At 74.3% G+C, this 18,245-nt stretch carries 17 protein-coding genes; 13 read left to right on the top strand and 4 right to left on the bottom strand.

Going from position 1 to position 18,245, the window contains the following annotated elements:
- Positions 1 to 40: 40 nt before the first annotated feature.
- The 7 genes from HNR68_RS17720 (at position 41) to HNR68_RS17690 (ending at position 7,192) form a co-directional block, all read left to right on the top strand.
- Positions 41 to 862, top strand: a complete 822-nt coding sequence (locus HNR68_RS17720) for an SIR2 family NAD-dependent protein deacylase (protein WP_343050215.1) — start codon at positions 41 to 43, stop codon at positions 860 to 862.
- Between the two features lie 199 nt (positions 863 to 1,061).
- Positions 1,062 to 2,360 (top strand): NlpC/P60 family protein, encoded by a 1,299-nt coding sequence (locus HNR68_RS17715; protein WP_343050214.1) that lies wholly within the window; start codon positions 1,062 to 1,064, stop codon positions 2,358 to 2,360.
- A gap of 158 nt (positions 2,361 to 2,518) precedes the next feature.
- Positions 2,519 to 3,088: an NTP transferase domain-containing protein gene (gene mobA / locus HNR68_RS17710; protein ID WP_179722568.1), complete on the top strand. Its 570-nt coding sequence runs from the start codon at positions 2,519 to 2,521 to the stop codon at positions 3,086 to 3,088.
- 217 nt (positions 3,089 to 3,305) lie between these two features.
- Entirely contained in the window at positions 3,306 to 4,433 is a 1,128-nt protein-coding gene (locus tag HNR68_RS17705) for an AAA family ATPase (protein WP_179722567.1), read from the top strand.
- Between the two features lie 77 nt (positions 4,434 to 4,510).
- Positions 4,511 to 5,392, top strand: coding sequence for a DUF58 domain-containing protein (locus HNR68_RS17700; RefSeq protein WP_246331216.1), 882 nt, complete (start codon positions 4,511 to 4,513; stop codon positions 5,390 to 5,392).
- 2 nt (positions 5,393 to 5,394) lie between these two features.
- Positions 5,395 to 6,375, top strand: a complete 981-nt coding sequence (locus tag HNR68_RS17695; RefSeq protein WP_179725175.1) for a VWA domain-containing protein — start codon at positions 5,395 to 5,397, stop codon at positions 6,373 to 6,375.
- 91 nt (positions 6,376 to 6,466) lie between these two features.
- On the top strand, positions 6,467 to 7,192 hold the full coding sequence (locus HNR68_RS17690) for an MgtC/SapB family protein (RefSeq protein WP_179722563.1): 726 nt from the start codon (positions 6,467 to 6,469) through the stop codon (positions 7,190 to 7,192).
- A gap of 37 nt (positions 7,193 to 7,229) precedes the next feature.
- Here HNR68_RS17690 and trxA read toward each other — a convergent pair whose 3' ends face one another.
- On the bottom strand, positions 7,230 to 7,580 hold the full coding sequence (gene trxA / locus HNR68_RS17685) for a thioredoxin (protein WP_179722561.1): 351 nt from the start codon (positions 7,578 to 7,580) through the stop codon (positions 7,230 to 7,232).
- Between the two features lie 86 nt (positions 7,581 to 7,666).
- The gene (locus tag HNR68_RS17680) at positions 7,667 to 10,522 is read right to left on the bottom strand and encodes an FAD-binding and (Fe-S)-binding domain-containing protein (protein ID WP_179722559.1); all 2,856 of its coding nucleotides are present in this window, start codon (positions 10,520 to 10,522) and stop codon (positions 7,667 to 7,669) included.
- 179 nt (positions 10,523 to 10,701) lie between these two features.
- On the opposite strand from HNR68_RS17680, the gene fabG reads away from it, so the two are divergent.
- From fabG to HNR68_RS17665, 3 genes are all read left to right on the top strand, one after another.
- A complete protein-coding gene (gene fabG / locus HNR68_RS17675; protein WP_343050212.1) occupies positions 10,702 to 11,406 on the top strand; it encodes a 3-oxoacyl-ACP reductase FabG in 705 nt (234 codons plus the stop codon).
- Between the two features lie 192 nt (positions 11,407 to 11,598).
- Entirely contained in the window at positions 11,599 to 12,369 is a 771-nt protein-coding gene (gene fabI / locus HNR68_RS17670) for an enoyl-ACP reductase FabI (protein ID WP_179722555.1), read from the top strand.
- Between the two features lie 69 nt (positions 12,370 to 12,438).
- Entirely contained in the window at positions 12,439 to 13,458 is a 1,020-nt protein-coding gene (locus tag HNR68_RS17665; protein WP_179722553.1) for a ferrochelatase, read from the top strand.
- Positions 13,459 to 13,513: 55 nt separating this feature from the next.
- On the opposite strand, the gene HNR68_RS17660 is transcribed toward HNR68_RS17665, so the two are convergent.
- Both HNR68_RS17660 and HNR68_RS17655 read right to left on the bottom strand, forming a co-directional pair.
- Complete coding sequence (locus HNR68_RS17660) at positions 13,514 to 15,409, bottom strand: sensor histidine kinase (protein ID WP_218888342.1); 1,896 nt, start codon at positions 15,407 to 15,409, stop codon at positions 13,514 to 13,516.
- Complete coding sequence (locus HNR68_RS17655) at positions 15,393 to 16,097, bottom strand: response regulator (RefSeq protein ID WP_179722551.1); 705 nt, start codon at positions 16,095 to 16,097, stop codon at positions 15,393 to 15,395. Before HNR68_RS17655 ends, HNR68_RS17660 begins: the two co-directional genes overlap by 17 nt.
- 195 nt (positions 16,098 to 16,292) lie before the next feature.
- Here HNR68_RS17655 and HNR68_RS17650 point away from each other — a divergent pair, with 195 nt between their 5' ends.
- The 3 genes from HNR68_RS17650 to HNR68_RS17640 all read left to right on the top strand — a co-directional run bounded on the left by HNR68_RS17650 (position 16,293) and on the right by HNR68_RS17640 (position 18,232).
- The gene (locus HNR68_RS17650; protein WP_179722549.1) at positions 16,293 to 16,685 is read left to right on the top strand and encodes a Tat pathway signal sequence domain protein; all 393 of its coding nucleotides are present in this window, start codon (positions 16,293 to 16,295) and stop codon (positions 16,683 to 16,685) included.
- Between the two features lie 16 nt (positions 16,686 to 16,701).
- The gene (locus tag HNR68_RS17645; protein ID WP_343050211.1) at positions 16,702 to 17,343 is read left to right on the top strand and encodes a class F sortase; all 642 of its coding nucleotides are present in this window, start codon (positions 16,702 to 16,704) and stop codon (positions 17,341 to 17,343) included.
- Between the two features lie 181 nt (positions 17,344 to 17,524).
- Entirely contained in the window at positions 17,525 to 18,232 is a 708-nt protein-coding gene (locus HNR68_RS17640) for a DUF2071 domain-containing protein (RefSeq protein WP_179722547.1), read from the top strand.
- Positions 18,233 to 18,245 lie beyond the last annotated feature (13 nt).

Here is an 18,245-nt window from a genome sequence, read left to right as displayed (position 1 = left end):
CGGTGACGCAGCGGCCCGGTGCTCGTGGGACCGTGTAGGTGTGGTGCAACGAGGCGAGCGCGACTGGCAGCAGGCCCGAGAGCTGTTCGGCGGGGCGCGCCGGATCACCGCCCTGACCGGGGCCGGGGTGTCCACGGCGTCGGGCATCCCCGACTTCCGCGGCCCCAACGGGGTGTGGACCAAGGACCCCACCGCGCAGCGGCTCAGCGACATCGACAGCTACGTGTCCGACCCGGCCGTGCGCGAGCAGGCGTGGCGCAGCCGTGCCGAGCACCCGGCGTGGACCGCCCAGCCCAACGCCGCGCACCGCGCGTTCGTCGACCTCGACCGCGCCGGGCGGTTGCGCGCGCTGCTGACCCAGAACATCGACGAGCTGCACCAGCGCGCGGGCCTGGACCCCGACCGGGTGCTGGAGCTGCACGGCACGATCCACCAGGTGGTGTGCCTGGACTGCGGCGAGCTCTCCCCGATGCGCGCCGCGCTGGAGCGGGTGGCGGCCGGCGAGGCCGACCCGCCCTGCCGGTCCTGCGGCGGCATCCTCAAGTCGGCCACCATCTCCTTCGGCCAGGCCCTGGACCCCGAGGTGGTCCGGGCCGCGCAGCGCGCCGCGCTGGACTGCGACCTGTTCGTCGCGGCGGGCACCTCCCTGACGGTCCACCCGGCGGCGGGGCTCGCCGAGCTGGCGGTCAAGGCCGGGGCGCAGCTGGTCATCTGCAACGCCGAGCCGACGCCCTACGACGAGCTGGCCGCCGCGGTGCTGCGCGGCCCGCTGGACGAGGTGCTGCCCGAGCTGGTCGCGGCGCCGCTCACGGAGCCGCCCCAGCCGCTGCGCACGTGGGGCGACCCGAGCACCTGGTCCTGAACCTCCTTCACCCTCGCTGAAGGCGTGTCGATCTCACCCCGTGGGAGATCGTGTAACACGTGTGGCTGATGTTGCGGACGCGCGCGCCGGAGTCGAGTGGTGCGATTGGGACACCAGTGGCAGTGTTCAAGACCGTCGTGTGACTCCATTCAGCTCATCGGATGACCGCTGGATGGCGTACTCAGCGGAGGTGACGGTCGTGCCCGGAAGACCAGGCGTGCGCAGAACCGCCGCCATCACGCTGCTCGTCGCGGTCGGCCTGGCGTCCCCGGGCGTGGTCGCTGCCGTGCCGCCACCCCCGCCGAACCCCAGCGACGCCGAGCTGCAGGCCGGACGCGAGAGGTCGCAGCAGGTGGCCGGGCGCGTCGGCGAGCTCGCGAACCAGCTGGCCGAGGCGGAGGCGAAGCTCCTCGAGCTGCAGGCCCAGGTCGAGCTGACGATGGAGGACGCGAACAAGGCGCGGGTCGACCTGGTCCGCGCGGAGGCCGCGCACGCCGAGGCCCGCCGCGCCGCCGAGGCCGCCCGCGCCGAGGCCGAGGTGGCCGGTCAGCGCATCGAGCAGCACCGCGAGCGCCTGGACCGCTTCGTCGCGGGCAGCTACCGCCAGGGCAGCCAGATCGGCTCGGCCACGGCGTTCGTCGGCTCCCGCGACCCGGAGGAGGTGCTCGACCGGGCGCTGTACCTGGACGTGATCAGCAGGTCCGAGCTGGACGTCCTGGAGGACCTGCAGCGCGCCCGCGTGGAGAAGGTCAACAAGGACTCGCTGGCCCGGGCCGCGCTCGCCGAGGCCGAGGCCACGCGGCGGGCCGCTGACGAGGCGCGCCGCGCGGCCGCCCAGGCTGAGCGGGCCGCGATCGCCGCGCAGGACACCCAGGCCGCGCAGGCGCGGCGGCTGGAGGCCGGCAAGGCCGCCGTCGAGGCGCAGCTGGCCGAGGCGCGGTCGCACGTGTCCGGTCTGGAGCAGCAGCGTGACCGGTACCAGGAGTGGCTGGCGGCCAAGGAGCGCGAGGAGGCGGCCGCGGCGCAGGCCGCCCCGCAGTCGACCGGCTCCGGCGGCCCGGCGCGTCCGGTCAGCGGTCGGTCGGTCGAGGTGGTGGTCAGCCGCGCGCTGTCCCAGCTGGGCGTGCCCTACGCCTGGGGTGGCGGCAACTCCCGCGGGCCGACCCGGGGCATCCGCGACGGGGGAGTGGCCGACGCGCACGGCGACTACGCCAAGATCGGCTTCGACTGCTCGGGACTGATGATCTACGCCTTCGCCGGCGCGGGCGTCTCGCTCGACCACTACAGCGGCTACCAGTACCAGTCCGGGCGCCGGGTGCCCCTGGCGCAGGCGCGCCGCGGTGACCTGCTCTTCTGGCAGACCGGTGGCCGCATCCACCACGTGGCCCTCTACCTGGGCGACGGCACGATGGTGGAGGCCCCGTACTCGGGCGCGAAGGTCCGGGTGACCTCGGTCCGCTACGGCGGCATCGCCCCGTACGCGGTCCGCCTGCTCTGACCCGGGGGGCGCTGGTTCCCGTCGGGATCGTGCGCGGAGAGCCGCGTCCGCGAGGCAGCCGCCTGCCGCCTTCCCGGTCTGTGGCGAACCGAACGACGGCTCGGCGGTCCTCCGCCCCCTGGTGGTCCAGCGGTGCGTGCGGCTGGAAGCATCGCGGTGTGGAGTTCGCGGCGGTGGTGCTGGCTGGTGGTCGGGCGCGTCGGCTGGGCGGGGTGGACAAGGTCCTGCTGCCGGTCGGCGGGCGGACGCTGCTGGACCGGACACTGGACGCGGTCGCCGACGCCGACCCGCTGGTCGTGGTCGGCCCGCCGCGCCCCACGGAGCGCCCGGTGCGCTGGACCGCCGAGGACCCGCCGGGCGGCGGGCCGCTCGCCGGGCTGCAGGCGGGGCTCGCGCTGCTCCCACCGGACACCCGCACCGTCGCGGTGCTCGCCGGGGACCACCCGCACCTGACCCCGGCCACGGTCGACCGGCTCCGCACCGCGCTGCGCGCGGCTCCCCCGGCCGGCGGCGCCGTCCTCGTCGACTCCGACGACCGTCCGCAGTGGCTGGTGGGGCTCTGGCGCGCGAGCGCGCTGCGGGACGCCGTGCCCGCCGACGCCCGGGACCGCCCGCTCCGCGCGGTCCTGGACCCGCTCGCCCCGGTGCGCGTCCCGGCGAGCGGGCTCGAAGCCTCCGATGTGGACACCCCGGAGGACCTTCGCGAGGCCCGCGCCACGGACGGCTGAGGGACGCTGGTGAGGGGGTGGGCGTCACCCATCCCGTCAGCGATGTCTATGGCTTCAGTGCCGAGTGAAATCAATCCGGTCGGTGGCTTCACGCGGGTCACACCGGCCGTGCGGTTGGGTGGAGTGGGCTCAGTGCCCCCGCGTGGTCGCGCGACGGGGGCGTGCCAGGATCTTGATCGGCCGGAACGGCCAGATCGACGACAGGAGGCTGGGAGAAGTGACCGAGGCCGGCAACGGTGAGAGCGGGGGCGCCGGAGCCGCGGCGGCGCGTCCGGCGGACCAGGTGAGCACTCCGGCGCGCGATGCGCAGCTGCTGGAGCGGACCGTGTTCGAGGTCAAGCGGGTGATCGTCGGGCAGGACCGGCTCGTGGAGCGGGTGCTGACCGGGCTGCTCGCCAAGGGCCACATCCTGCTGGAGGGTGTGCCCGGCGTGGCCAAGACGCTCGCCGTGGAGACCTTCGCGCGGGTCGTCGGTGGCAGCTTCTCCCGGATCCAGTTCACCCCCGACCTGGTACCCGCGGACATCCTCGGCACCCGCATCTACCGGCAGGGCAGCGAGCGCTTCGACGTCGAGCTCGGCCCGGTGCTGGCCAACTTCGTGCTCGCCGACGAGATCAACCGCGCCCCCGCGAAGGTCCAGTCGGCGCTGCTGGAGGTGATGGCCGAGCGGCACGTCTCCATCGGCGGCGAGAGCTTCCCGATGCCCGCCCCGTTCCTGGTGCTGGCGACCCAGAACCCGATCGAGAACGAGGGCGTCTACCCGCTGCCGGAGGCGCAGCGCGACCGGTTCCTGTTCAAGCTCCCGGTCGAGTACCCCTCCGCCGAGGAGGAGCGGGAGATCATCTACCGGATGGGCGTGGCGTCCCCGGAGCCGAACGCGGTGCTCAACCCGGACGAGCTGATCCGGCTGCAGGAGGTCGCCTCCTCGGTGTTCGTGCACCACGCGCTGGTCGACTACGTGGTGCGCCTGGTGGTGGCCACCCGCTCGCCCAACGAGCACGGGCTCTCGGACATCGCCGGCTGGGTGTCCTACGGGGCCTCGCCGCGCGCCAGCCTGGGCATCATCGCCGCGGCGCGGGCGCTGGCGCTGGTGCGCGGGCGCGACTACGTGCTGCCGCAGGACGTGGTGGACGTGGTGCCGGACGTGCTGCGGCACCGGCTGGTGCTGTCCTACGACGCCCTGGCCGACGGCATCCCGGTGGAGCACATCGTCAACCGGGTGCTGCAGACCGTGCCGCTGCCGCAGGTCTCGGCCCGCCCGCAGGCCGGCCCGCCCACGCCGGCTCCGGTCGGCGGTCCCGCCGGCTACGGCCAGCCCCAGCACGGGCCCAACCCGCACCAGTGAGGAGCCGGGCTGTGTCGGCAACCGCGCACCCGACGGGCCGCCCGAGCTGGGCGCCCCCGGCGCTGGACGCCGGGCGGATGGAAGCCGCGCTGCGCTCGCTCGAGCTGAGCGTGCGGGGCCGGCTGGACGGCCTGCTGCAGGGCAACCACCTCGGCCTGGTGCCCGGCCCGGGCACCGAACCGGGGGAGGCGCGGGTCTACCAGCCCGGTGACGACGTGCGCCGGATGGACTGGGCGGTCACTGCCCGCACCGCCGAGCCGCACATCCGGCAGACCGTCGCCGACCGGGAGCTGGAGACCTGGGTCGCGATGGACCTCTCGCCGAGCCTGGACTTCGGGTCGGCGGCCTGCGACAAGCGCGAGCTGGCGGTCGCGGCGCTGGCCGCCGTGGTGTTCCTGACCACCGGCGGCGGCAACCGGGTCGGCGCGGTGCTGGACAACGGGACCGGCCCGGTGCGCTACCCGGCGCGCGGGGGCGCGGCGCACGCGCGGGCGCTGCTGCGGAAGGTGGCCGAGGCGCCGCGCGCCGAGGAGGGCACCCGCGGTGACCTCGGCCGTCTGCTGGAGTCGCTGCGCCGCCCGCCGCGGCGCCGCGGGCTCGCGGTGGTGATCTCGGACTTCGTGGGCCCGACGGACTGGCAGCGCGCGCTGCGGGGCCTGGGCGCCCGGCACTCGCTGCTGGCCATCGAGGTGGTGGACCCCCGCGACCTGGAGCTGCCCGACGTGGGCACGGTGCTGCTGTCGGACCCGGAGACCGGCAAGCAGCGGGAGGTGCACACCACCCCGGTGCTGCGCAAGGAGTTCGCCGCGGCCGCCGCGGCGCACCGCGAGGAGGTGGCCTCGGTGCTGCGCCGCGCCGGGTGCGCTCACCTGGTGTTGCGGACGGATTCGGACTGGATCGCCGACGTCGTGCGGTTCGTGGTGGCCCGCAAGCGCGGTTGGTCCGGAGGAGCTGCTTGATGTTGAGTCTGTCGGGATTCACCGCTCCGTGGTGGTTCCTGCTGCTGTTCGTGGTCGCGGCGCTGGTCGCCGGCTACCTGTGGCTGATGCGGCGGCGCCGCCGGGACACGCTGCGGTTCAGCAACCTGGAGGTGCTGGACCGGGTCGCCTCCCAGCGCCAGGGCTGGTGGAAGCACGTGCCCCCGGCGCTGCTGGCGGTGTCGCTGATCATGCTCACCGTGGCGCTCATGGGCCCCACCGCGGAGCAGCGCATCCCGCGCAACCGGGCCACCGTGATGCTGACCATCGACGTGTCGCTGTCGATGAAGGCCACCGACGTCGAGCCCAGCCGGCTGGAGGCGGCGAAGGTCGCGGCCAAGGAGTTCGCCGACAAGCTCACCCCGGGCATCAACCTGGGCCTGGTGTCGTTCGCGGGCACCGCGACCGTGCTGGTCATGCCCACCACCGACCGCGCCAGCGTCAAGCAGGCCATCGACAGCCTGAAGCTGGCCGAGGCCACCGCCACCGGTGACGGGATCAACGCCTCGATGCAGGCGATCGACTCCTTCGGCAAGATGGTCGGCGGCCCGAGCGGTGCGCCGCCCGCGCGGATCGTCCTCATGGCCGACGGCGGCCAGACGATCCCGCGCGACATGGACGCCCCGCGCGGTGCCTACACGAAGGCCAGGGAGGCCCGGAAGGCCGGCGTCCCGATCTCCACGATCTCCTTCGGCACCCGGCACGGCAGCATCGAGATCCAGGGCCAGCAGGAGCTGGTCGAGGTCGACGACGAGGCCATGCAGGAGATCGCGAGGCTCTCCGGCGGCGAGTTCCACAAGGCGGCCAGCGCCGAGCAGCTCCGCGAGGTCTACGACACCCTGGGCGAGCAGATCGGCTACGAGACCAAGCACACCGACGCCAGCAAGCCGTGGCTGGTGCTGGGCACGCTCACCGCGGTCATCGCGTCCGGGATCTCGGTGTTCACCGGGCGGCGGTTGCCCTGAGCGACCGCCCCCCGCGCCCCGCTGCCTGCAGGTTCTGCCTGGTCAGAGCGCTGCCGTGATCGTGGCCCGGCCGGGGTGCTACGTTCCAGGAGTGTCTTCGGATGCGGTGGTGACCGGGCTCCGCGAGGTGCCGTTGCTGGTCGAGCTGGGGACGGCGCTGCTGTTCTCCAGCCTGATCGGGCTCGAGCGGGAGTTCCGCGCCAAGAGCGCCGGGATGCGCACGCACGCCCTGGTGGGGGTCGGTGCGGCGCTGTTCATGCTGGTGTCCAAGTACGGCTTCGGCGACCTGCTGGTCTTCGACCAGGTGTCGTTGGACCCCTCCCGGGTGGCGGCGCAGATCGTCTCCGGCATCGGCTTCATCGGCGGCGGGCTGATCTTCGTGCGCCGCGACGCGGTGCGCGGGCTGACCACGGCGGCCACGGTGTGGGTGGTGGCCGCGGTGGGGATGGCCTGCGGCAGCGGGCTGGTGGTGCTGGCCGCCGCCACCACGGCGGTGCACTTCCTGGTCGTGGTGGGCTACCCGAGGTTCCTGCGGCTGCTGCGCAGGGCGCTGCGCGAGCCGCAGGTGATGCGCATCGGCTACCTCGACGGCCACGGGGTGCTGCGCAGCGTGCTGACGCTGTGCACCAGTCGCGGGTGGACGGTGATGGACCTGGAGGTCGAGCGCGAGGACACCGACGACGAGGAGCAGCGCACCGCGGTCGTCGCGCTGCGACTGCGCGGCAAGGCGCCGGTCGCGTCCTTGGTGGAGGAGATCAGCGCGTTGCCGGGCGTGCTGCACGCCGCCGTCGGGGAGGCGGTCGACCCGAGCTTCTAGGTGCGCGGCAGCGCGCGCCGCGCCGCCGCGCTCCCGCTCATTCCGCGCTCTTGCGGACCTCGTCCATGTCCAGCCCGCGGGCCTGGCCGACGAGCTCTTCGAACACGTTCTCCGGCAGCGCGCCGGCCTGCTGGAAGACCAGCACGTTGTCGCGGATGACGGCCAGCGTCGGGATGGACTGCACGTTGAACGCGCCGGCCAGTTCCGGCTGGTCCTCGGTGTCCACCTTGGCGAAGACGATGTCGTCGTGCTTCTCGGAAGCGCGTTCGAAGACCGGGGCGAACTGCGTGCACGGGCCGCACCAGGACGCCCAGAAGTCGATGATCACGAAGCTGTCGTCGGTGACGTGCTCCTCGAAGTTGTCCTTGGTCAGCTCGACCGTTGCCATGGAGGCTCCTCAGTACGGTGGTAGGTCTCGGGAGAACACCCCACCCCCGCTCCGGCATTCCCGCGACCTGACGCGCTGGGTCGGCGTCAGTCCTCGGTGAGGGCGCGGGCGACGAGGGTGGCCAGGTGGACGGGCTCGACCCCGGCGGTCTGGCGCAGCTGGGTGCGGCAGCTGAAGCCGTCGGCGACGACGTCGGTGCCGGGCTCGGCGGCGCGCACCGCGGGCAGCAGGCCCTTCTCGGCGCAGGCGACCGAGACCTCGTGGTGGCCGCGTTCGAAGCCGAAGTTGCCGGCCAGCCCGCAGCAGCCGGCGTCGAGCACGCGGGCCCGCGTGCCGGTGGCGTCCAGCGTGGCCCGGTCGGCGGTGAACCCGAGGTCGGCGTGCTGGTGGCAGTGCACCTGCACCAGCGCCTGCCGGTCCTGCGCGGGGCGCTGCCACCGCTCGCGGGTCGGCTCCACCCACTCGGCGAAGGTGCGGGTGGCGGCGGCCAGGGCCGCCACGTCGAGGTCGTCCGGGGCGAGCTCCAGCGCGTCGTGGCGCAGGAACGCGGTGCAGCTGGGTTCCAGGCCGACCACCGGCATGCCCCGGTCCAGCTGCGGGCGCAGCAGGCGGGCGGTGCGGCGGACCACGCGGCGGGCGGTGCCGAGCTGGCCGGTGGAGTGCCAGGTCAGCCCGCAGCAGACCGGGGACCGGGGGACCTCCACGGCGTGGCCCAGCGCTTCGAGCGCGGTGACCGCGTCGCGCCCGATGTGCGGGTCGAAGTGGTTGGTGAAGGTGTCCGGGAACAGCACCACGCGGGCGGTGGTGCCGGTGCGCGGGGTCCGCGCGGACCACCACGCCTGGAGTGTCTGCGGCGCCAGCGGCGGCACCGAACGCCGCGCGTCGATCCCGCCCAGCCGCTTGAGCACCGGCGCCAGCGGGCCGGAGAACACCCGGTTGACCAGGCCCGGGGCGTGCTTGCCGAGCTGCAGCCACAGCGGGAGGAAGCCCATCGAGTAGTGCGCGGCCGGGCGCGGCCGGTGCCGGTAGTGCTGGTGCAGGAACTCCGCCTTGTAGGTGGCCATGTCGACGTCCACCGGGCAGTCCGACTTGCAGCCCTTGCAGGACAGGCAGAGGTCCAGCGCCTCGCGGACCTCCGGGGACCGCCAGCCGCCCTCGATGACGCGGCTGGCCAGCATCTCGAACAGCAGGTGGGCCCGCCCGCGGGTGGAGTGCTTCTCCTCCCGGGTCACCCGGTAGCTCGGGCACATCACCCCACCCGTGGTGTTGAGGCACTTGCCCATGCCGACGCAGCGGCGGGTCGCGGCGGCGAGGTCACCGGAGTCGGCGTGCAGCGCCAGCGTGGTGCGGGTCGGGATGCGGGCGGGGGCGACCAGTGGCCGCACGTCGGCGTCGACCGGTCGCGGGTGGACGACCTGGCCGGGGTTGAGCAGCCCATCGGGGTCGAAGGCGGTCTTGAACCGCTCGAACGCCCGGACCACCTCGGGCGGGTACATCCGGGACAGCAGCGCGGAGCGGGCCTGGCCGTCGCCGTGCTCGCCGGAGATCGAGCCGCCGTGGGCCACCACGAGGTCCGCCGCTGCCTCGAGGAAGGAGCGGTACTCGGCCGTGCCGGGGCGGGTCAGCAGGTCGAAGTCGATGCGGACGTGGATGCACCCGTCGCCGTAGTGGCCGTAGGTCACGCCGCGGCGGCCGAACCGCGCCAGCAGCGCGTCGAACTCGCGCAGGTAGGCGCCCAGCTGCTCGGGCGGGACGGCCGCGTCCTCCCAGCCCGACCAGCGCTCCGAGCCGGCCATCCGGGTCGAGTACCCGGAGCCCTCCTCGCGGATCTTCCACAGCGCCGCGATGCGCGCCGGGTCGGTGTGCACGACGTGCTCGGCGCGCTCGCCCATCGCGCGGACGATGGCGTCGGCGGCGGCCTGCGCCTCGCCGAGGTCGGCTCCGCCGGTCTCCACCAGCAGCCAGCTGCGCCCGCCGGGCAGCAGCGGCAGCGCGGGCGAGGCGGGGTTGCGCAGCCGCACCACGTCGACCAGTTCGGCGCTGAGCCCCTCGATGGCCAGCGCTCCCAGCCCGCGCAGCCGGGGCACCTCGTCGGCGGCCGCGTAGGTGTCGGAGAACCCGAGCACGGTCAGCGCCCGCGCCGCCGGCGACGGCACCAGCTCCACGGTCGCGCCCAGCACCACCGCGCAACTGCCCTCGGTGCCGACCAGGGCGCGGGCCAGGTGGAAGCCGTGCTCCGGGAGCAGCTGGTCGAGGTTGTAGCCCGAGACGCGGCGCGCCAGTCGCGGGAAGGAGCGGCGGACGAGGTCGCCGACGTCGTCCCGCAGCGCCCGCAGGTCCCGGTGCAGCTGACCGACCCGGTCCTCGCGGGCGCACAGCGCGTCCAGCTCCTCCGGCGAGGTCGCCCCGACCTCCAGCCGGGTGCCGTCGGACAGCAGCACGTCCAGGGAGTGCACGTTGTCCACCGTCTTGCCCCAGGCGACCGAGTGCGTCCCGCACGAGTTGTTGCCGATCATCCCGCCGAGCGTGCAGCGGCTGTGCGTGGACGGGTCGGGGCCGAAGGTCAGCCCGTGCCCGGCCACCGCCGAGCGCAGCGAGTCCAGCACCACGCCGGGCTGCACCCGGGCCAGCCGCCGGTCGGGGTCGACGTCGAGGACCCGGTCGAGGTGCCGGGCGAAGTCGAGCACCAGGCCGGTGCCGATCGCGTTGCCCGCGATGCTGGTCCCGGCTCCGCGCGTGGTGACCGGGACGCCGTGGCGGCGCGCGATGGCGACGGTGGCGGCCACGTCGTCCTCGTCGCGGGGGAAGACCACCCCGGTCGGCACCTGCCGGTAGTTGGAGGCGTCGGTGGAGTACAGCGCGCGGGTGCCGGGGTCGAAGCGCGCGTGGCCGGACAGCGCGGCGCGCAGCTCGGCAGCGAGGTCAGCGGTCGGGTTGGCCATCGGAGCGCCTCCCGGGTCGGTGGTGATCGGCCGCACAGCGCAGTCTGCCCGTCATCGCGGGTGTAGGCGTACCACGACACAGTGCCTCGTTTTCTGTATGGAGGCGACGAGCGGCGGCGATCACCGAACGGATAATGTCGCGGCTGAACCGAATCTTGCTCGTCGAGGGAGGATCCACAGTGGCACGGTCCGTACTGGTGACCGGCGGGAACCGCGGCATCGGCCTGGCCATCGCGAAGGCGTTCCAGGCCGCCGGGGACAAGGTTGCGGTCACGCACCGCGGATCGGGTGCGCCGGAGGGGCTGTTCGGGGTCCAGTGCGACGTCACCGACCCGGACCAGGTGGCGGCGGCCTTCGACGAGGTCGAGGAGGCGCACGGCCGGGTCGAGGTGCTGGTGGCCAACGCGGGCATCACCGACGACACCCTGCTGCTGCGGATGAGCGAGGAGCAGTTCGGCCGGGTCATCGACGCCAACCTGGCCGGGTCCTACCGGGTGGCCAAGCGCGCGGCCAGCAGCATGCTGCGCAACCGCAAGGGCCGGATGATCTTCATCTCGTCGGTGGTCGGGCTCTCCGGCGGCGCCGGGCAGGCCAACTACGCGGCGAGCAAGGCGGGCCTGGTCGGCCTGGCCCGCTCGATCGCCCGCGAGCTGGGCTCGCGCAGCATCACGGCGAACGTGGTCGCTCCCGGCTTCGTCACCACGGACATGACCGAGGCGCTGTCCGAGGAGCGCAAGAAGGAGATCTTCGGCCAGATCCCGCTGGCCCGGTTCGCCTCGCCGGAGGAGGTCGCGGGCACCGTGCAGTGGCTGGCCTCGGACGCGGCCGCCTACATCACCGGTGCGGTGATCCCGGTCGACGGCGGTCTCGGGATGGGCCACTGACCCGCGTTCGACGCGCGCAGGGTCCTCGTCGCGCGCCGGTGCGGGTAGCCGGACGTCGGAACCAGCCTGCCCGAACCGCCCGCCGGTGCGCGACGGTCGCCGGAGCGCCTGTCGCGGCACGGGGACCAGACCAGTTTTCGATGGATGCCTCGGGCGCCCGCGCACCCGGGGAGGAGCACAGCGGAGGAAGTCGTGAGCGGTTTGCTCGAAGGCAAGCGGATCCTGATCACCGGGGTGATCACCGACGCGTCGATCGCGTTCCACGCGGCCAAGGTCGCTCAGGAGCAGGGTGCCGAGGTGGTGCTGACCGGGTACGGCCGGCTGAGCCTGGTGCAGCGCATCGCGGGCCGGTTGCCCGAGCCCGCGCCCGTGATCGAGCTGGACGTGACCGACGAGGAGCACCTCAACAGCCTGGCCGACCGGGTCCGGGAGCACGTCGACGGCCTCGACGGCGTGCTGCACTCCATCGGGTTCGCCCCGGCCTCGTGCCTGGGCGGCGGCTTCCTGGACGCGCCGTGGTCGGACGTGGCCACCGCGCTGGAGGTCTCGGCGTACTCGATGAAGTCGCTGGCCACCGCCACCCTGCCGCTGCTGGGCGAGGGCAGCTCGATCGTCGGGATGGACTTCGACGCCCGCGTCGCGTGGCCGTCCTACGACTGGATGGGCGTGGCGAAGGCGGCCCTGGAGTCCACCACCCGGTACCTGGCGCGGGAGCTGGGTCCGAAGGGCATCCGGGTCAACCTGGTCGCGGCCGGTCCGGTGCGGACCATGGCGGCCAAGTCCATCCCGGGCTTCACCGACCTCGTCGAGGCCGGGTGGAGCGACCGCTCGCCGCTGCCGTGGGACGTCGACGACCCGACGCCGGTCGCCAAGTCGATCTGCGCGGTGCTGTCGGACTGGCTGCCCAAGACCACCGGCTCGATGATCATGGTCGACGGCGGCGTGCACGCCCTGGGCGTCTGAGGTGTGTCCTCGCGCGCAGCCGGCGGCCCCGGCTGCGCGCGCTCGGCTCGGCGCGGCCATCATGGTCGGGTGAGCTTTGACGCGTTGCTGTTCCTGTCGTTCGGCGGTCCGGAGGGACCCGATGAGGTCCGGCCGTTCCTGGAGAACGTGACCAGAGGCAGGGGGGTCCCGCCGGAACGCCTCGACGAGGTCGCCGAGCACTACCACCACTTCGGCGGGGTGTCGCCGATCAACCGGCTGAACAAGGAGATCATCGCCGCGCTCGAGGCCGAGCTCGCGGCGCAGGGCCGGGAGCTGCCGGTCTACTTCGGCAACCGCAACTGGCACCCGATGGTCGAGGACACCGTCGCGAGGATGGCCGACGACGGGGTGCGGCGCGCGCTGGTGTTCGCCACGTCGGCCTGGGGCGGCTACTCGGGGTGCAAGCAGTACCACGAGGACATCGCGCGGGCGCGCGAGTCGGTCGGTGAGCGGGCGCCGGAGCTGGTGAAGCTGCGGCAGTTCTTCGACCACCCGCTGTTCGTCGAGGCCAACGCGGACGCGGTGCGCCGCGCGTTCGAGGAGCTGGACCCGGCGCAGCGCGAGCAGGCGCGGCTGGTGTTCACCGCGCACTCCGTCCCGCTGCGGGCCGACGAGCAGGAGGGCCCGGACGGCCGGCCGCAGTGGTACTCCCGCCAGGTCGCCGAGGCGGCGCGGCTGGTGGCCGAGGCGGTCGGGGTGGACGGCTACGACGTGGTGTGGCAGTCGCGGTCCGGCCCGCCGCAGGTGCCGTGGCTGGAGCCGGACATCTGCGACCACCTGGACGACCTGCACGCCAAGGGGGTGCGGTCGGTGGTGGTCAGCCCGGTCGGGTTCGTCTCCGACCACCTCGAGGTCATCTGGGACCTGGACAACGAGGCCAAGGAGAAGGCGGACGAGCTGGGCATGGGCTTCGCCCGGGCGGGCACGGCGGGCCCGGACCCGCGGTTCGCGAAGATGATCGTCGAGCTCATCGCCGAGCACACCGACGGCGCGCCGCCGCGCAAGCTCTCGGAGCTCCCGGCGGCCGGCTCCACCACCAACGGCGAGCCCTGCGCCCCGGGCTGCTGAGCGTCGAGGCGTCCCCGGCCCCGCCGGGGCGCCGCCCGCCGTCTCCGGGCCGCGGCTAGCCGTCCCGGTCCTGATCGGCGGGCCCCGCGGCGGGCAGGCGCAAGGTGAACGTGGTGCCCACCCCGACGGTGCTGCGCACGTCGATGCTGCCGCCGTGCGCGGCCACCAGGTGGTGGGTGATCGCCAAGCCGAGCCCGCTGCCGCCGCCGTGCCGGCCGCGCGACTTCTCCGCGCGCCAGAACCGGTCGAACACGTGCGGCAGCGCGTCGGGGTCGATGCCGGTCCCGGTGTCGCTGACGTCGATGAGCACCTCGTCGGCCGCCCGCCGTCCCCGAAGCGAGACGCGCCCGCCCGCGGGCGTGTGGCGCAGCGCGTTGGACACCAGGTTGCCCAGCGCCTGCCGCAGCCGGGTCGGGTCGGCGGACAGGTCCGGGTCGCCCTCGACGACGGCGACCAGCTCGACGCCACCGGCCTCGGCGCGGCCGCGGTGCGCGGCGGCGACCTGCTCCAGGACCGCGCCGAGGTGCACCGGCTCGGGGTGGACGCGCAGCATGCCGGCGTCGGCGAGGGCGAGGTCCTGCAGGTCGTCGACGAGCCGCTGCAGCAGCAGCGTCTCCTCCAGCAGCGAGGCCACCAGCGGCTGGTCCAGGGTGGCCACCCCGTCCTGCGCCGCCTCCAGCCAGCCGCGCACGTTCACCAGCGGGGTGCGCAGTTCGTGCGCGACGTCGCTGACCATCGTCTTGCGCTGCCGCTCGGTGCGCTCGACCTGCTCGGACATGGCGTTGAACGCCGCGGCGAGTTCGCCGATCTCGCCGCGCGCGCTGGTGCGCACCCGCGCGGAGCGGTCGCCGCCGCCCATCCGCCGGGCCGCCGCGGTGATCGCGTGGATCGGCCGGACCAGTCGGCTGGCGGCCAGGGCGGTCACCCCCACCGTGAGCACCAGGACCACCAGCGCGGTCCACGCGATGCGCGCGGCGCCCACGGTGGACAGGTCGGGTGCGGCGCGGTCGTCGCCGGGCCTGGTGATGAACAGCTGCGCGGCGGGGGAGACGTGGGCGCCGAGCTGCTCCCGGCGCGCCGCGTCCACGCAGCGCTGGTCCTCCGGCGTGGCACGCAGCCCGTTGGGCCACGTGGTCTCGGCGGCCTCAGCGGGCAGTGGGTCGGCGCCCTGCCTGCTCAGGCAGGCGTTCACCAGGGCCAGCAGTTCGGTGTTGGCCTTGCGCTCGGTCTCGGTGATGACCTGGGATGCCGTGCAGGACTCCGCCGGCGGGCGAGCGGGGGCCGACGACTCCGGTGTCTCGACGGGCACCGCCCACGGCAGGCGGCCCGGCGGCAGCAGGTCCGGTGCCGGTGGCTGCTGGGGCGTCGGCTCCGAGGGTGTCTGCTCCTGCGTCGGTGCGCCGGAGACGACCTCGACCGTCGCGCGCCCGTTGGGCAGCTCGACGATCCGGCCGTCCGCGCCGGCCCGGCGCAGGCAGCTGACCTGGCGCTGCGCGGCGGCGGTCAGCTCCGCGCGCTCGGCGGGGGTCAGCTGGTAGGGGCCCACGGCCCGCGGGTCGATGCCCGAGCCGTCGACCCCGGGCTTGAGCACCGGGTCGACGGCGAGCGGGTCGACCACCGCCGACGGCGTCCGCGGCAGCGGCGGGTCCTGCGGCCCGCCGGAATCGGCGATCACCTCCCGCGCCGGGGTGGTCAGCGCGATGCGGCGACCGGTGCGCTCGGACAGCTCGGCCACCACCTGCTGGACCCCGGACCACTGCGGGTGCCGGGCGGCGTAGCCGAGCAGCTCGTCGTAGATCGTGGCGTCGGTGGCCAGGCTCTCGCCGATCTCCTGGTTGATGGCCCCGCTGGTGCTCTGCGCGGCCAGCCAGGCGGTCGCCCCGATCGAGCACCCGGCGACCACCACGGACATGGCCAGCAGCCGGGCCAGCAGGCTATGCCGACGCGCCATCGGGGCAGTCCTGCAGCTTGTAGCCGACGCCGTAGACGGTGAGCAGCCGGACCGGCCGGCGGGGATCGGGTTCGAGCTTGCGGCGCAGGTTCATCACGTGCACGTCGATGGTGCGCTCGGTGATGAACTTGTCCACCCCGAACGCCTGGCTGAGCAGCTGCCCGCGGGTGAACGCCCGGCCGGGTTCGGCGGCCAGCGCCGCCAGCACCCGGAACTCCGCGGGCGTGCAGTCGACCGGGGCGTCGGCCAGCGTCACCTCGTGGCGCTGCTCGTCCACCACCAGGTCGCCCACCCGCAGCGGCTGCTGCCCGCGGTCCCGGACCCGCTGCACCCGGCGCAGGATCGCCCGCACCCGGGCGGCCAGCTGGCGCGGGCTGTAGGGCTTGGTGATGTAGTCGTCCGCGCCGAGGTCGAGGCCCAGCAGCACGTCGTCCTCGGTGCTCCGCGCGGTGAGCAGCACGATCGGCACGTCGGACTCGGCGCGCAGCACGCGGCAGACGTCCAGTCCGTCCACCTTGGGCATCATCACGTCGAGCACGATGAGGTCGGGCCGGCGTCGGCGGGTCTCGTCGATCGCGGCCCGTCCGTCGGCGACCAGCGCCACCCGGTGGCCGTCGCGCTCCAGGTAGCGCCGGATCAGTTCGGCCTGCTTGGGGTCGTCCTCGGCGACCAGCACGTGTGCGCTCACGCGCACATCATGGCCTCCGCCGGCGCCGTCCGAGCGGTTTTCGCGTCGCACCTGTACAGGATCTTCACAACTGCTGCGGCGGGCCGGGAATCGAACAGGTCCTTCACATCGAGCGAACGGGATCTTGAGAACCGCTCTCCATGCTGGTCGGCGTCCGGAGCTCCCGGACCGATCGAACGGAGAGGAAGCGATCTCATGGATGTTGGTCGGACCCTCGCGGCTGCCGCACTGGCCGGGGCCGCGGCGCTGCCGCTGACGGCGGCGGTGAGCTGGGCGGACGCGCCCGACGTCGCGCCGGCTCCGGAGCGTCCTGCCCAGGAGCCGGTGGCGCAGCCCGCGGAGACCGTTCCCGCGCCGCCGGAGGCGCGGCCGGTGGAGAGCAGGCCCGCGCTACCGGACGTGCGGCCGGCGGAACCGCGGACGGACGGCCGCGGTCAGGTGTCGCAGCGACCGGTCGGCGCGCCGGAGACCGGGGGTGGCCCGGAGGAGACCGGGTTCGGCCCGGCGGTGCTCGGCGGTGCGGCAGCGGTCGTCCTGGTCGGGGGCGGCGCCGCGGTGGCGTGGCGCCGACGTGCGGGTGCGCGCTGAGGCAGTCGAGGTGCCCGTGCCTGCCCGCGCGCGGGGGAGCCGGGGCGGTCGCGCGGTCGCGACCGCCCCGGTCCTCGTGGCCGCAGCGCTCTCGCTGGCGTTGTCGGCCTGTTCGGCGCCGGCGGACCGGCCCCTGCACCTCGACGCCCCGGCTCCCGCGTCCCAGCCGGTGCAGGCCGCGGCCGCGCTGGCGCCGTCGCCGCCGACCTGGATCGAGATCCCGCGGATCGCCGCGCGGTCGTCGCTGGTCCCGCTCGGGCTCAACCCGGACGGGACGGTCGCCGTCCCGTCGGTGCACGAGCCGATGCAGGCCGGCTGGTACCGCTACAGCCCCACCCCGGGCGAGCTGGGGCCCGCCGTGGTGCTGGGGCACGTCAACGGCGACGGCCAGGACGGGGTCTTCGCGCGGCTGCACGAGCTCCGGCCCGGTGACGAGGTCCGGATCGGGCGCGCGGACGGGCAGGTGGCCCGGTTCGTGGTGCACCGCATGGCGCAGGAACCCAAGTCCGGCTTCCCCAGCGACGAGGTCTACGGCGACACCCCTGACCCGCAGCTGCGGCTGATCACCTGCGGCGGGCCGTTCGACCGCGAGGCGCGCAGCTACCGGGACAACATCATCGCCTTCGCCACGTTCACCGGAACTGTCCGAGGTGGATGACCCCGGCTCGGGGCGTGGAGGAGTGCGCCCCCACGGGGACCAGACGTCCGATCCCCGTGGGGGCGCGCACGTCCCCCGCCCCAGCGGCGTCCGGCAGTGGGGAAGCGCGTGCTGCGCGCAGCCGGGTGTGCCAACCTCGGGTGTGGTGCCGTGCACGCCGCGCCGGAGGAGGTGGGTCCCGGTGACCGAGCCGCTGACGCTCACCGCGCCGCACCGGGTCCGCTGGCCGCTGACCGAGCAGGTCTGGCGCGACGTCGTGTTCGTCCACTGGCCGTGCGACCCCGCCGTGCTGCGGCCGCTGCTGCCGCGCGGGACCCGGCCCGACGTGTTCGCCGGTTCCGGCTGGATCGGCCTGGTCGGCTTGCGGATGGCGGTCCCGACCGTGCTGGGCGTGCCGACCCCGGGTGGGCTGCGCGAGTTCGCCGAGGTCAACGTGCGGATCTACGCCGTCGACGAGCGGGGCCGGCGCGGGCTGGTGTTCCCGACCCTGGAGGCGTCGAACCGGGCGTTCGTGCGGGCCGCGCGCACCGTGGCGGGCCTGCCGTACCGGTTCGCCGACATCGAGTCCTCCCGCGACGGCAACGAGCTCGGCTACCGGGTCCGCCGCGGCGACGTCGGGGTGGAGCTGCGGGTGCGGTGCGGACCGCGCATCGCGGCGGGCGAGGCCGAGCGGTTCGTCACCGCGCGCTGGCGGTTGATGTCCACGTGGTACGGACTCCCGTTGCGGATCCCGGTCGAGCACGAGCCGTGGGCGCTGCGCGCCGCGGACCTGCTGTCCTGTGTGGACGACGGTCTGGTCACCGGGTTCGGCCTGCCGGCGCCGCAGGGGGCGGTGGCGCTCGCGGCGTCCAGAGTGGACGCACGCTTCGGCGTGCTCGGCGGGCGCTGACAGCGGTGGGCCC

It is taken from the genome of Saccharopolyspora hordei (genome assembly GCF_013410345.1).
Taxonomy (GTDB): domain Bacteria; phylum Actinomycetota; class Actinomycetes; order Mycobacteriales; family Pseudonocardiaceae; genus Saccharopolyspora; species Saccharopolyspora hordei.
Note: the sequence above shows the minus strand (reverse complement) of the source record. Positions and strands in the feature narration are given on the sequence as shown.